Here is a 13,673-nt window from a genome sequence, read left to right as displayed (position 1 = left end):
GATGGACACCTCCGAGTACCTCCCGATGTTCCTCGCCGAGTCGCGCGAGCACCTCCAGGAGCTGAACCTGGCGGTCGTGCGGATCGAGGAGAACCCCGACGACCGCGAGACGGTCGACGAGATCTTCCGCATCGCGCATTCGCTCAAGGGCATGAGCGCGACGATGGGCTTCGCGGCGATCGCCGCGCTGACCCACCAGATGGAGGACGTCTTCGAGCTGCTGCGGCAGCGCGCCGACGGCCTCTCGCGCGAGGCGGTCGACGTCCTCTTCAAGTGCCTCGACGCGCTCGAGGCGGCGGTCGAGGAGATCGCGACCGACGGCGCCGAGCAGCTCGACCCCGAGCCGCTCGTCGAGCAGCTGAAGGGCCTCGTGCGCGAGCGCACGCCCGAGCAGGAGCTGGACCGGATCGGCGGCGTCGAGCTGCCCGACCTCCCGACCGTCGGCGAGCTGGTCGACGGGACGCGCGTCGTCCACGTCGTCGCCGACCTCTCCGACGAGGCGCTGATGCCGTCGGTGCGCGCCTTCATGCTGTTCCAGGCGCTCGGCGAGCTGGGCGAGGTGATCGGCTCGATCCCCGCGCAGGACGGCGTCGAGCAGTTCCAGGGCCACCGCCTGGAGGCATGGGTGGCGAGCGACCGCGAGGACGACGTGATCGAGCGCGCCGCCGCCGGCGTCAGCGACGTCGAGCGGGTCGTCGTCGAGGAGGCCGACGGCCTCCCGGCGCCGCCCTCGCGCGAGACGCTGTCGGCCGAGGCCGCGGACGTCGAGCCGGTCGTCGTCGCCGCGGGCGGCGGCAACGGCGGCGACCCGACCGCGAACGGCGACGGCGGCGCGGCCGCGGCCGCGCCGGCGAGACGGGCCGGCGCCGCCAACCACGCCCACGCCGGCGCGACCGTCCGCGTCGACGCCGAGCGGCTCGACCAGCTGATGCACTTCATGGGCGAGCTGGTGATCCACCGCACCGTCGTGGAGACGCTCGCCGGCGACGCCGACGTGCCGGGGCTGCAGCAGGCGATCCAGGACCTGGCGCGCAGCTCGCAGGCGCTCCAGGCGATGGTGATGCAGGTCCGCATGATTCCGGTCGAGGCGGTCTTCCTGCGCTTCCCGCGGCTCGTGCGCGACCTCTCCTCCAAGCTCGGCAAGGAGGTCGAGCTGCAGCTCGTCGGGCAGGAGACCGAGCTCGACCGCACCGTCGTCGACGCGCTCGGCGACCCACTCGTCCACCTCGTCCGCAACGCGCTCGACCACGGCCTCGAGCCGCCGCAGGAGCGCGAGGCGGCCGGCAAGCCGCGCACCGGCGTGCTGGAGATCTCGGCCCGCCACGCCGGCGGCAACGTGATCATCAGCGTCCGCGACGACGGCCGCGGCGTCGACCCCGCGCGGGTCGCGCAGAAGGCGTTCGAGCGCGGCCTGATCAGCGAGGAGGCGATCCCGACGGTCGACTCCCAGCGGGCCGCCGAGCTGCTCTTCACCGCCGGCTTCTCGACCGCCGAGACGACCAGCGACATCTCCGGCCGCGGCGTCGGGATGGACGCCGTGCAGGCGAAGATCCGCGAGCTCGGCGGCGAGGTGATCGTCTCCTCGGAGCTGGGCGCCGGGATGGAGGCGCAGATCCGCCTGCCGCTGACGCTCGCGATCATGTCGGCGCTGCTGGTCGAGGCCGAGCAGATGCCGTTCGCGATCCCGCTCGACCGCGTCGAGCGGACGCTGCGGCTGGAGGACCACGCGGTCCGCTCCGTCGCCGGCTCGCGCATGCTCGTGCTGCGCGACGGCGTGCTGCCGCTGATCGACGCCGGCGACGCGCTCGCCGGCCGCTGCATGCCGTCGGGCGAGGCCCACGACCACGCCGTGATCGTGCGCGGCCGCGACCGCCGCCTCGCGCTCGCGGTCGGGACGCTCGTCGGCCAGCGCGAGCTCGTCACGCGCCCGCTGCCGCCCGAGGTCAGCGACCGCGCCGCCGTCTCCGGCGGCGCCGTCCTCTCCAACGGCGAGATCGCCCTGATCGTCGACTGCGACGCGCTCACGGCGCGCTCGCCCGAAGCCGTCCCCGTGTCCTGATGTCGCCGCAGGAAGGAGCTCCGAACGTGTCGACCGACTACACCGACCTGCAGCTCGACGCGCTGCGAGAGCTCGCGAACATCGGCTCGGGGACCGCCGCGACGGCGCTGGCGAGCATGCTCGGCCGCGAGGTCGAGCTGGCCGTGCCGCGCGCGCTCGCGCTGCCGCTCGCCGACGCCGTCGACGCGGTCGGCCCGGCCGACGCGACCGTCAGCAGCGTCGTGCTGCCGATCACCGGCGACATCGACGCGCTCGTGCTGCTGCTGTTCCCGCCCGCGGACGCGGCGACCCTCTGCGGCCTGCTCGGCGTCGAGCCGGGCAGCGAGGTCGGCGACTCGGCGATCGGCGAGATAGGCAACATCCTTGGCACCTCGTACATCAACGCGCTGGCGTCGATGGCGGGGCTGGCGCTGGAGCCCAAGCCGCCGCACGTCGTCTGCGACATGCTCGGCGCGATCGTCGCGTCGCTGCTGACCGGCACGGTCGGCGACACCGGCGTCGCGCTCGTGCTCGACTCCGAGCTCGACGTCGCCGACGCCGCCTGCTCGCTCTCCTTCCTCCTGCTGCCGACCACCGGCGGCGTCGCCGAGCTGCTCGGGCGCCTCGGCGTCGGAAACGCCTGATGGTCGGACGGGAGCGGTGAGGATCGTGCGGATGGGCGAGCTCGCGGTGAGCGCGAGCCCGGAGGACGAGCTGATGTCGATCGGCCTCGGCTCCTGCATCGGCGTCGCGGTCGTCGACCGCGCGAGAGGGGTCGCCGCGCTCGCGCACGTGATGCTGCCCGACGCCGCCGCCGACCCCGAGGCGCCGCCCGGCAAGTACGCCGACCGCGCCGTGCCGGCGCTGGTCGAGCAGGTCGAGCGCCTTGGCGCGCGCCGCATGCGGCTGGAGGCGGTGCTCGTCGGCGGCGCGCAGATGTTCGACGTCGGCGTCGGCAGCGCGCTCGACATCGGCGCCCGCAACGCGACCGCGGTGCGCGCGGCGCTCTCGCAGGCGCGCATCCCCGTGCGGGCCGAGGAGGTCGGCGGCCGTCGCGGTCGAACGATGCGACTGCACGTCGGTCCGATGACGATCACCGTCAAGGAGGCCGGCGGCAGAGAGGTCGAGCTGTGGAGCGGCTCGCCGAGCACGCGACGGACACCAGCGGAGGTCATGCACTGATGAGCGAGATCCTCACCAACGACCAGATCGCCGCCCTCGTCGAGGCGGCCAAGCAGGGCGACCTGCCCGACGACTCCGCCGCGGGCCGTCGCGGGCGCCGCCTGAAGACGGTCGACTTCGCGCGCCCGACCAAGTTCACCAGCGAGCAGGAGCGGCGCATCGTGCGCACGCTCGACATGTTCTGCCAGACGGCCGCCGCGCGCCTGACGGCCGAGCTGCGCGTGCCGCTGGAGCTGGAGGTCATCAACACGACGCAGCTGACGTGGTCGGCCGCGCAGCAGCAGCTGCCGCCGGCGTCGCTCGGCGCGCCGCTGGACGTCCAGCCGCACGACACGCGGATGCTGATGACGGCCGAGCTGCCGTTCATGCTGATGGCGATCGAGTACCTGCTCGGCGGCGCGCCGGAGAGACCGCCGCGCGTCCGCAAGCTGAGCGAGATCGACTGGGTCCTCTCCAGACGCCTGTTCGAGACGCTGACGACGCAGCTGTCGATCGTCTGGCAGGACCTCGCCGGTCAGTCGCTGACGGCGCAGGAGATCGACTCGCACGTCGAGGGGATGCAGATCGCCGCGATCTCCGAGCCGACGCTGACGGTGACGCTCGAGTCGCGCATCAACCGCCACTCCTCGACGCTGGCGCTGCTGATCCCGTGGGCGGCGATCGACAAGGTCGCCGACCAGATCGCCGGCCGCGACACCCGCGCGCGCGCCGCCGACCCGCGCTCCGCGGCGCTGCTGGAGGCGGCGCTGGCCAGCGCCTCGGTGACGATGCGCGCGCAGGTCGGCGAGGTCGAGCTGGCGATCGACGACGTGCTCGGCCTCGCGCCCGGCGACCTCGTCAAGCTCGGGATGCAGGCGAGCGACGGCGTCGTCCTCTACGCCGAGGACGTGCCGGTCCACCACGCCCAGCCCGGCCGCAGCGGCGCGCGTCGCGCGGTCCAGATCACCGGCGACCCGGCGGCCGCGGGCGCCGGCTCGCCCGGCGAGCAGCCGTCCGCGGCTCCCGCGCCCGACGGAGGGACCTTCCGATGAGCACCAGAGATGCCCTGATGCGCCTCGGCGCCTCGACCGCCGAGGCGATCGCGAAGGTGCTGGAGAGCCTCGCCCCCGAGCAGGTCGAGCGCGGCGACGTCTCGGTCCTCAACCCCGACACGAACCCGTTCGCAACGCTCGAGACGCCGGCGATCGCGGTCAGCGTCGCCTACGTCGACGGCGTCACCGGCGGCAACGTCTTCGTGATGACGGCGACGGGCGCGCGGCGGATGGCCGCCGCGATGATGGGCCAGCCGGCGCCCGAGGACGACGGCACCGAGCTGACGGTGCTGGAGCTGTCGGCGGTCGCCGAGGCGGCCAACCAGATGATGGCGGCGGCGGCCGCGGCGACCGGCGTCGTGCTCGGCCAGGAGGTCGAGATCGCGCCGCCGGAGACGCGCATATTCGCCAGCGCCTCGGAGGCCAACGAGGCCTACGAGCTGGCGCCGCACGGCACGCGCGCGACCTTCCGCGTCTGCGACGAGCCGTGCCGCCTCGTGCAGCTGGTGCCGAACGCCTTCGTCGTGCGGATGACGCGCGCGCTCGACGAGATGGGCATCGAGCACGTCAGCGGCAACGGCGCCGGCGGCGACCACCACGACGGCGAGGTGCCTGAGCAGGTGGCGCTCGACGACGCGCTGCGCGACATCCGCGTCAAGGTCTGGGCCGAGCTCGGCCGCGCGCGCGTGCCGCTCGGCGCCGCCCCCGAGATGCCGGCCGGCCACGTGCTCGAGCTCGACCGCAAGGCCGAGGAGCCGGTCGACCTCTACGTCAACGGCTTGCGCTTCGCGAGCGGGACGCTCGTGCTCTGCGACGACGGCGAATGGGCCCTGCGCCTCGCCGAGGTCGCCGGGCGCGAGGGCTCCGAGACGCAGACGAAAACCCCCGAACAGGAAGGAGCGGTGTCCTGATGGCACGTGTGCTCGTCGTCGACGACGCTGCGTTCATGCGCAAGATGCTGACCGACGCGCTCTCCAACGGCGGCCACGAGGTCGTCGGCGAGGCCGGCAACGGCGTGGAGGCGATACAGCGCTTCCAGGAGCTGCGTCCCGAGCTGATCACGCTCGACATCACCATGCCCGAGAAGGACGGCCTGGAGGCGCTGCGGGAGATCATGGCGATCGACCCGAGCGCGAAGGTCGTGATGTGCTCGGCGCTCGGCCAGGAGGCGAAGGTGCTCGAGTCGATCAAGCTCGGCGCCAAGGACTTCGTCGTGAAGCCGTTCCAGGCCGAGCGGGTCCTGGACGCGGTCGGGAAGGCGCTGGCCTGACGCCAGCGCCCTCGCGCGCGTTCGACGCGCCGGCATAGCACCCTCCGCGGACATTTTGAAACGTCCGGGCTAAAGCTCTCCGCCGGGGCGCCGATCATCAGGAGCGACTCTCCCTCGGAGTCGATCCCTCGATGATTCAGGCTTCCCTGCTCCCACGGGCGGCCGCGCTCGCCGCTGCCCTCATGATCGTGCTGCTCGCGCCCGCGCTCGCGCTGGCCGCGAGCGACCCGGAGGACACCCCGGTCGACCTCGGCACCTCCACGCAGCCCGGCGCCGACGTCGGCGGCAGCGGCGGCAGCCTCGTGCGCACGATCGTCGGCCTCGCCGTCGTGATCGGCGTCATCTACGGGATCGCGTGGGTCCTCAGACAGGTCAAGCAGAGTCGCGCCGAGCGCGCGAGCGGCGGCCTCGCCGCGGTCGCGTCGGTGCCGCTCGGCGGCGGCCGCTCGCTGCAGCTGGTCCGCGCCGGCAACGAGCTGGTGCTGGTGGGGGTCGCCGACCACGCCGTCACGCCGGTCCGCGCCTACACCGAGCAGGAGGCGCGCGACGCCGGCCTGATCGACGAGTGGGGCGAGCTGGTCGAGCCGGCCGAGCCGGTCCTCGCCGCCGCAGCCGCCGGCGGCGGCGCGGCGACGGCGCGCGCGCCGCGCGACCTGGTCGGCGCGATGCGCCGCTGGACGGTGCGCAGATGAGCCAGGTCGACGGCGAGAGCGCGGTCCAGGTACTGCTGCTGATCGGCGCGCTGACGCTGATCCCCGCGGCGCTCTTCTGCCTCACCGGCTTCACGCGGATCCTGATCGTCCTCGGCTTCATCCGCACCGCGATCGGCACGCCGACGGCGCCGCCCAACCAGGTGCTCGTCGGGATCGCGCTGTTCCTGACGCTGTTCGTGATGGCGCCGACCTTCAACCAGATCAAGACGACCGCCTGGGACCCGCTGGAGGCCGGCAGAATCAACACCGCTCAGGCGATCGAGAGAGCCCAGCTGCCGCTGCGCGACTTCATGTTCCAGCAGACGCGCAGAAGCGACCTGGCGCTGTTCGTGCGCCTCTCCGGCACCAGAGAGCAGCCGAGAACGCGCGCCGACATCCCGATGACGACGCTGATCCCGGCCTTCATCGTCAGCGAGCTGAAGACCGCCTTCCAGATCGGCTTCATGATCTTCCTGCCGTTCCTGATCATCGATCTGATCGTCGCGTCGACGTTGATGAGCATGGGCATGATCATGCTCCCGCCGATCTTCATCTCGCTGCCGTTCAAGATCCTGCTGTTCGTGCTGGTCGACGGCTGGGCGCTGATCACCGACTCGCTCGTGCGGAGCTTCAGCTGAAGGTGCGGTGATGGATCAGGACACCGTCATGCACCTGGCGACGCAGGCGCTCGACCTGGCGATCAAGGTCGGCCTGCCGATCCTGCTCGTCGGCCTCGTCGTCGGCCTCGTCGTCTCGGTCTTCCAGGCGATCACGCAGATCCAGGAGCAGAGCCTCACCTTCATCCCGAAGATCATCGCGACCGCGGTCGTGCTGATCGTCGCGGGCCCGTGGATGATGAACCAGCTGCTCTCCTACACGGAGGAGCTGTATCGGTCGATCCCGACGCTGGTCGGTGGCGGATGAACGCGACGCAGCAGACGGCCAACCAGCTGCTCGCCTCCCTCGGCGTCAGAAACGTGCTCGGCTTCTTCCTCGTGCTGGCGCGGATCACGCCGCTCTTCATCGTCGCCCCGCTCTTCTCCTCCAGACAGATCCCCGCGCGCGCGAGAACGATCGTCGCGCTCGCGATCGCGCTCGGCCTCTATCCGCTGGCGATCGCCGGCCAGACGCTGCCCGACGGCGTCGTCCCGATCGTCGGCCTCGTCGTCAAGGAGCTGCTCGTCGGGCTCGCCTTCGCGCTCTGCATCGCCGTCCTGTTCGCGGCGATCGACACCGCCGGCGCGCTGCTCGACTTCATGGTCGGCTTCGCCTTCGGCGCGACCGTCGACCCGATGACCGGCAACAACTCGGCGGTGCTGACGCGCGTCTACACGCTCGTCGCGATCGCGATCTTCATCGCGATCAACGGCGACGCCTGGCTGATCCAGGGGCTGTCGCGCACCTTCGATCTCGTGCCGCTGTCGGCCTTCCCCGACTTCGCCTCGATCGGCGAGGGGGTCGTCGCGACCTTCACGACGATCTTCGCCTCGGCGGTGCAGGTCGCCGCGCCGGTGATCATCGCCTGCGTGCTGACCGACGCCGGCTTCGGCGTCGTCTCGCGCGTCGTGCCGCAGATGAACGTCTTCGCCGTCGGCTTCCCGGTCAAGGTGCTCGTCGGCCTGCTCGTCGTCGCCGCCTCGCTGCCGTTCGTCGGCGGCTGGATCTCCGACCAGCTGACGGTCAGCGTCAGCCAGGCCCTCGACACGGTCCGGATGGGGTGATCTGACGATGGCCGACGACAAGACCGAGAGAGCGACACCGAGACGGCGGGAAGACGCGCGCAGAAGAGGCCAGGTCGCGCGCTCGATGGACGTCAACGGCGCCGTCGTGCTGATCACCGGCCTGTTCGCGCTCAGCCTCCTTGGGCCGAGAGTGGTCGGCGGGATGGAGACCGCGATGCGCGACGCCTTCGACCGCATCGCGGCGCCGGGCGAGGCGCTCAGCGCCCGCGGCCTCGAGGTGACCTTCATGGCGTCGCTGCAGACGCTCGCGCTCGCGATCGCGCCGGTCGCGCTGATCTGCGCGCTCGCCGCCGTCGTCTCCAACCTCGGCCAGGTCGGGCTCAAGCCCGCGCCGGAGGCGCTCAAGCCGCAGCCGAGACGGATCAACCCGCTGTCGGGCGCGAAGAACGTCTTCGGCCCGAGAATGTTCTTCGAGGGCGGCAAGTCGATCGCGAAGGTCGCCGTCGTCGGCGTGATCGTCGCGATGACGCTGATCCCGCGGATGACCGAGCTGGCCGCGACCGTCGGCACCACCCCCGGCCAGCTCGGCGCCGAGCTCGCCTCGATGGTCTTCGCCGTCGCCCAGCGCGCCGCGCTCGCCTACCTCGTGATCGGCTTCGTCGACTACGCCTACCAGCGCTGGCAGCACGAGAAGCAGCTGCGGATGAGCAAGCAGGAGGTCAAGGACGAGTTCAGATCGCACCAGCTGCCGGCCGAGGTCAAGAGCGCGCTGCGCCGCCGGCAGATGGAGCAGGCGCGCGCCCGCATGATGGCGGCCGTCCCGGAGGCCGACGTCGTCGTCACCAACCCGACCCACTTCGCCGTCGCGCTCAAGTACGACGGCAGCAAGCCCGCGCCCGAGGTGGTCGCCAAGGGTCAGGACCTGATCGCCCTCCAGATCCGCAGACTGGCCGCCGAGCACGACGTGCCGGTGATCGAGAACCCGCCGCTGGCGCGCTCGCTGCACGGCAGCGTCGAGATCGGCCAGCTGATCCCGGAGGAGCTGTACCAGGCGGTCGCGCAGGTGCTCGCCCACGTCTACAGAGTCGCGGGCAAGGCCCGCCGAAAGGTGGCGGCCGGATGAACTCGCCGGTGCTGAAGAAGCTCTTGGGCCAGACCGACCTGCTCGCCGCGCTCGGCGTCGTGCTGATCGTCGTGATGCTCGTCGTGCCGCTGCCGCCGCTGCTGCTCGACTTCTTCATCACGCTCAACATCTCGGCCGGCATCGCGATCGTCGTCGCGACGCTCTACCTCAGACGGGCGCTCGACTTCTCCTCGTTCCCGTCGCTGCTGCTGCTGACGACGATGTTCCGGCTGGCGATCAACGTCTCGGTCACGCGCCTGATCCTCACGACCGGCGACGCCGGCCACGTGATCAGAGCGTTCGGCGAGTTCGTCGTCGGCGGCAACGTGATCGTCGGCCTCGTCATCTTCTTCATCCTCGTCGTGATCCAGTTCATCGTCGTCACCAACGGCGCCGGCCGCGTCGCCGAGGTCGGCGCGCGCTTCACGCTCGACGCGATGCCCGGCAAGCAGATGGCGATCGACGCCGACCTCAACGCCGGGCTGATCACCGACGAGGAGGCCCGCGCGCGGCGCGCCGAGATCGCCAAGGAGGCCGACTTCTACGGCTCGATGGACGGCGCCTCGAAGTTCGTCAGAGGCGACGCGATCGCCGCGATCGTGATCGTCGTCATCAACCTGATCGGCGGCCTCGCCGTCGGGATGATGCAGATGGACATGCCGTTCAACGAGGCGATCCAGCACTTCTCGCTGCTGACCGTCGGCGACGGCCTCGCCGCGCAGATCCCGGCGCTGCTGATCTCGGTCGCGACCGGCATCCTCGTCACGCGCGCCGCCTCCGACAGGGACCTTGGCTCCGACGTCGCGCAGCAGATCCTCAAGCAGCGCAAGGCGCCGCTCGTAGCCGGCGGCGCGATCCTCGCCTTCGCGCTCGTGCCGGGCCTGCCGAAGCTGCCGTTCGTCGTGATCGGCGGCGCGCTGCTGTTCATCGGCTGGACGCTGCGCAGACAGGAGGCCGCCGAGGCCGAGGAGGAGGAGAAGAAGGCGCTCGCCGACGCCGAGGGCTCGGCCGTCGCCCAGCCGCGCGACGCCGCGCTGGAGGCGCTGCCGATCGACCCGCTCGAGCTGGCGATCGGCTTCGGGCTGGTGCGGCTGGTCGACCAGGGCAACGGCGGCACGCTGCTGTCGCGCGTCAGCGTCATCCGCCGCCAGATCGCGACCGAGCTCGGCATGGTGATCCCGCCGGTGCGGATCCACGACGAGCTCGGGCTCGACTCGCACGAGTACGTGCTGAAGGTGCGCGGCACCGAGGTCGCGCGCGGCCGCATCATGGCCGGCCACCAGCTGGCGATGGACCCCGGCGACGCGGTCGGCCAGCTGCAGGGCGTGCCGACGACCGAGCCGGCCTTCGGCCTCCCGGCGACGTGGGTCGCCGAGTCGCAGCGGGCCGAGGCGGAGGCGCTCGGCTACACCGTCGTCGACGGCGAGTCGGTGATCGTCACCCACCTGACCGAGACGATCCGCAGCCACGCCGCCGAGCTGCTCACACGCCAGGACGTGAGAGCGCTGCTGGAGCAGCTGAAGGAGACCAACCAGGCGGTCGTCGACGAGGTCGTGCCCGACATGCTCACGCTCGGCGAGATCCAGCGCGTGCTCCAGGGCCTGCTGGCCGAGGGCGTCTCGATCCGCGACCTCGGCACGATCGTCGAGGCGGTCGGCGACAAGGCGCGGCTGACGCGCGACACCTCGCTGCTGGCCGAGTACGCCCGCCAGGCGCTCGGCCGCACGATCACCGCGCCGCACGTCGACGCCGAGCAGCGGCTGCGCGCGATCGCGCTCGACCCGGCGATCGAGCAGGAGGTCGCGGCCGCGATCACGCAGACCTCCGACGGCGAGTTCCTCGCGATGGACCCGACGCGCGCGCAGGCTTTGGTCGGCGCGCTCCGAACACAGGTGGAGCATGCAGTCGCGCGCGGCAGTCGGCCGGTGCTGCTGTGCTCGGCTCGCGTGCGCCGCCACATGCGGAGACTGGTCGAGCAGGCGATCCCGCACCTCGCGGTCTGCTCGTACAACGAGATCGCACCCGGCATCACGGTGGAGACGATTGGAGTGATCGAGCATGAGCTCGCAAGTTGACGATCGCCCGAAGGCGAACGGGCACCTGCCGGCCGATCCGGCGCTCCGCACCTTCCGCGGCAGATCGCTGGAGGAGGTCCTCCCGCAGATCCGCGCCGAGCTCGGCCCCGACGCCGTCGTCGTGCGCCAGCGCGAAGGCCTGATGGGCGGGATCGGCGGCTTCTTCCAGCAGCAGTTCGTCGAGGTGCAGGCGCGGGCGGGCAGCCGGCGGATCGACCTCTACGACGAGCAGCCGGCCGCGCCGGCGCCGCCGCCGGCCGCTCCGCCCGCGGACGCGCCCGCCGCCGAGCAGGGCGCGCCGCTGACGGCGGCCGAGCTGCTGCGCCAGGCGACCGGCGGCGACGGCGCCGGCCGCACGCCGGCGGAGATCCTGCGCCGGCACAGCGACACCTTCGCCCGCCAGCTCGCCGCCGCCGAGGAGCGCGCCGAGCCGGTCGTCACCGCCGGCGCCGCCTCGGCCGACGTCGAGACGGCCGAGCCGGAGATCCCCCAGCGCCGCGCCTACGCGACGCCGCGGCCGCCGGTCGTCGCCGAGACGACCGAGGAGCCGGTCCCGCTGCCGCAGAGACCGGCGCCGGCGCCCGACCTGCCGCCGGCCGCGGCCGCGAACGGGAGCGCGACCAACGGGACGAGCGGCGCCAACGGCGCGAACGGCAGCGCCGCCGCCGCGCCGGCGGCGAGAAGAGCCGCGAAGCGCAGAGCGGCGAGAGGCCGCGCGAGCGCGCAGGCGAGAGGCGCCGGCGCCGCCGAGCCGAGAGCGGCGAGAGGTCGCGCGAGAGCGCAGGCGAGAGGCGCCAGAGCGGCCGCCAAGCCGAGCGCGGCGAAGCGAGCCGCGGCCGCGAAGGCCGCCGCCGCGCCGGAGCCGGCGGTCGCGGACGACCCCGCGCCGCTCGACGGCGGCGTCGGCCCGCAGACGACCCAGGCGCTCGAGCTGGCCGCGGCGATCGCGGCGAGCGTCGCCGCCCGCGGCGGGCGCGACGGCGACGCGGCGACGACCGCCGCCGAGCCCGCCCCGGCCGCCCCCGCCGGCACCGGCGCCGCGCCCTCCCGCCCGTCGGCGCCGGCCCCCGCGACGCTCGCGCCGCGGCGCAGCCTCTTCAACCGCCGGCGCCGGCTCGGCCCGACGACGCCGCGCCGCGCGGTCGGGAGCCCCGAGGCGACGCTCGTCGGCGAGCAGCTCGCGACGCGCGGCCTCGCGCCGGCGGCGACCGAGGAGCTGCTGCTCGACGCGACCGCGCACGTGCTCCCCTTCACGCCCGGCGGCGACGTCAGAGCGGCGGTCCGCACCGCGCTCGCGCGCCGCATCCCGACGCTCGCTCCGCCGCGCATCGGCGGCCGCGCGGTCGCCTTCGTCGGCGCCGGCGGCGGCGGCAAGACGCGCTGCAGCGCCGGCCTTGCCGCCGCCTACGCCCACGGCAGCACGGTCCCCGTCGCCTGCCTCTCGCTCGCGCCGGCCGACGGCGGGGCGGAGCTGACCGCGCTGCTGAAGCCGCACGGCGTCCGCGTCGAGGTCGTCGACGGCGAGCGGGCGGCCGAGCGGCTCGCCGCGCTGCGCCGGGAGGCGGTCGTCGTGCTCGACACGCCGGCCGTCTCGCCGGGCGACCCGGCCGCCGTCGAGGCGCTCGCGGCGCAGCTGGAGCCGCTCGCGCTCGACGAGGTCCAGCTGGTCGTGCCGGCGACGCTCAGCGACGCCGTCGCGCAGGAGCTGGTCGAGCGGTTGGCGCCGCTCGGCGCGACCGGGATCGCGATGACCCACGCCGACGCAACCGACCATATCGGCGCCGTCGTCGAGCTGGCCTGCGCGACGCGGCTGCCGCTCGCCTACGTCAACAGCGGCGTGGAGCTGCCGGGCGCGCTGGCGCCGGCCGACCCGCACGCGCTCGCGGAGCGGCTGCTGCGATGAGCCCGCTGCGCAAGCGGACGACCAAGGGCGGCGGGGCCGGCGCCCTCCCACTGCCCGAGGTGCGCCAGGACGTCGACCTCGCGCTCCCGGGCGACGAGCGCTACGCCGCGCGCGTCACGCGCGTCTCCGACGCGGAGGTCGTGCTCGTGCTGCTGCTCGACCTGCCCGCCTCGATGCGGCAGGGCCAGGTCGACGGCATGGCGATCGAGTTCCCCGGCCCGCGCGGCCTCGTGCGGATCGAGGGCTCGGGCCGCGTGCTCGCCTCCGACGCCGTCCAGCTGACGCTGGAGGGCGCCGTCGAGGTCCAGCAGCGGCGCGACTTCGTGCGCGTCAGCGCGGTCCGCCCGCTGGCGCTGGCGCGCGTCGACGACGAGAACCGCGTCGGGAGGTGGGTCGACACGTTCACCGTCAACGTGAGCGGCAACGGGCTGCTCGCCTCGGGCCCCGACACGCTGCAGATCGACGACGCGGTGCGCTTCCGGCTGCGGGTCGTCGACGGGGAGCCGCCGATCGAGGGGCTCGGACGCGTCGCGCGCACGAGCGACGAGGGCCACCGCGGGATCGCGATCGAGGAGCTCAGCGACAACGACCGGCGCCGCCTCGTCGCCTTCATCTTCGAACGCGAGCGGATCGCGCGCAGAATGACGCGCGACAGCGAGCTGTGACCGGGAGGAGTC

General features: G+C 73.1%; 14 protein-coding genes. All 14 read left to right on the top strand.

What is annotated here, in order from left to right; all coding sequences use genetic code 11:
* Position 1 precedes the first annotated feature (1 nt).
* The gene (locus BDZ31_RS02815; protein WP_183338772.1) at positions 2-2,059 is read left to right on the top strand and encodes a chemotaxis protein CheA; all 2,058 of its coding nucleotides are present in this window, start codon (positions 2-4) and stop codon (positions 2,057-2,059) included.
* A 26-nt stretch (positions 2,060-2,085) separates the two neighbouring features.
* The gene (locus BDZ31_RS02810; RefSeq protein ID WP_183338770.1) at positions 2,086-2,682 is read left to right on the top strand and encodes a chemotaxis protein CheC; all 597 of its coding nucleotides are present in this window, start codon (positions 2,086-2,088) and stop codon (positions 2,680-2,682) included.
* 31 nt (positions 2,683-2,713) lie between these two features.
* Positions 2,714-3,220 (top strand): chemotaxis protein CheD, encoded by a 507-nt coding sequence (locus tag BDZ31_RS02805; RefSeq protein WP_183338768.1) that lies wholly within the window; start codon positions 2,714-2,716, stop codon positions 3,218-3,220.
* The gene (locus BDZ31_RS02800; protein WP_183338766.1) at positions 3,220-4,251 is read left to right on the top strand and encodes a flagellar motor switch protein FliM; all 1,032 of its coding nucleotides are present in this window, start codon (positions 3,220-3,222) and stop codon (positions 4,249-4,251) included. Before BDZ31_RS02805 ends, BDZ31_RS02800 begins: the two co-directional genes overlap by 1 nt.
* Positions 4,248-5,162 (top strand): FliM/FliN family flagellar motor switch protein, encoded by a 915-nt coding sequence (locus tag BDZ31_RS02795; RefSeq protein ID WP_183338764.1) that lies wholly within the window; start codon positions 4,248-4,250, stop codon positions 5,160-5,162. Before BDZ31_RS02800 ends, BDZ31_RS02795 begins: the two co-directional genes overlap by 4 nt.
* Positions 5,159-5,521 (top strand): response regulator, encoded by a 363-nt coding sequence (locus BDZ31_RS02790; RefSeq protein ID WP_183340956.1) that lies wholly within the window; start codon positions 5,159-5,161, stop codon positions 5,519-5,521. The genes BDZ31_RS02795 and BDZ31_RS02790 overlap by 4 nt, the downstream gene beginning before the upstream one ends.
* A gap of 131 nt (positions 5,522-5,652) precedes the next feature.
* Positions 5,653-6,213: a FliO/MopB family protein gene (locus BDZ31_RS02785; protein WP_183338762.1), complete on the top strand. Its 561-nt coding sequence runs from the start codon at positions 5,653-5,655 to the stop codon at positions 6,211-6,213.
* Positions 6,210-6,851 carry a flagellar type III secretion system pore protein FliP gene (gene fliP / locus BDZ31_RS02780; RefSeq protein WP_183338760.1) on the top strand — a complete coding sequence of 214 codons (642 nt, stop codon included), beginning with the start codon at positions 6,210-6,212 and terminating at the stop codon, positions 6,849-6,851. Before BDZ31_RS02785 ends, fliP begins: the two co-directional genes overlap by 4 nt.
* A gap of 10 nt (positions 6,852-6,861) precedes the next feature.
* The gene (gene fliQ, locus BDZ31_RS02775; protein ID WP_183338758.1) at positions 6,862-7,137 is read left to right on the top strand and encodes a flagellar biosynthesis protein FliQ; all 276 of its coding nucleotides are present in this window, start codon (positions 6,862-6,864) and stop codon (positions 7,135-7,137) included.
* Positions 7,134-7,934 (top strand): flagellar biosynthetic protein FliR, encoded by an 801-nt coding sequence (gene fliR, locus BDZ31_RS02770; RefSeq protein WP_183338756.1) that lies wholly within the window; start codon positions 7,134-7,136, stop codon positions 7,932-7,934. Before fliQ ends, fliR begins: the two co-directional genes overlap by 4 nt.
* A gap of 7 nt (positions 7,935-7,941) precedes the next feature.
* Complete coding sequence (flhB, locus tag BDZ31_RS02765; protein WP_183338754.1) at positions 7,942-9,018, top strand: flagellar biosynthesis protein FlhB; 1,077 nt, start codon at positions 7,942-7,944, stop codon at positions 9,016-9,018.
* Positions 9,015-11,093: a flagellar biosynthesis protein FlhA gene (gene flhA / locus BDZ31_RS02760; protein ID WP_183338752.1), complete on the top strand. Its 2,079-nt coding sequence runs from the start codon at positions 9,015-9,017 to the stop codon at positions 11,091-11,093. The genes flhB and flhA overlap by 4 nt, the downstream gene beginning before the upstream one ends.
* Positions 11,077-12,996 (top strand): hypothetical protein, encoded by a 1,920-nt coding sequence (locus BDZ31_RS02755; protein WP_183338750.1) that lies wholly within the window; start codon positions 11,077-11,079, stop codon positions 12,994-12,996. Before flhA ends, BDZ31_RS02755 begins: the two co-directional genes overlap by 17 nt.
* The gene (locus BDZ31_RS02750) at positions 12,993-13,661 is read left to right on the top strand and encodes a PilZ domain-containing protein (protein ID WP_183338748.1); all 669 of its coding nucleotides are present in this window, start codon (positions 12,993-12,995) and stop codon (positions 13,659-13,661) included. The genes BDZ31_RS02755 and BDZ31_RS02750 overlap by 4 nt, the downstream gene beginning before the upstream one ends.
* Positions 13,662-13,673 lie beyond the last annotated feature (12 nt).

Origin of the sequence: Conexibacter arvalis (assembly GCF_014199525.1) — a bacterium.
In the GTDB taxonomy this organism is placed as follows: Bacteria; Actinomycetota; Thermoleophilia; order Solirubrobacterales; family Solirubrobacteraceae; genus Conexibacter; species Conexibacter arvalis.
Note: the sequence above shows the minus strand (reverse complement) of the source record. Positions and strands in the feature narration are given on the sequence as shown.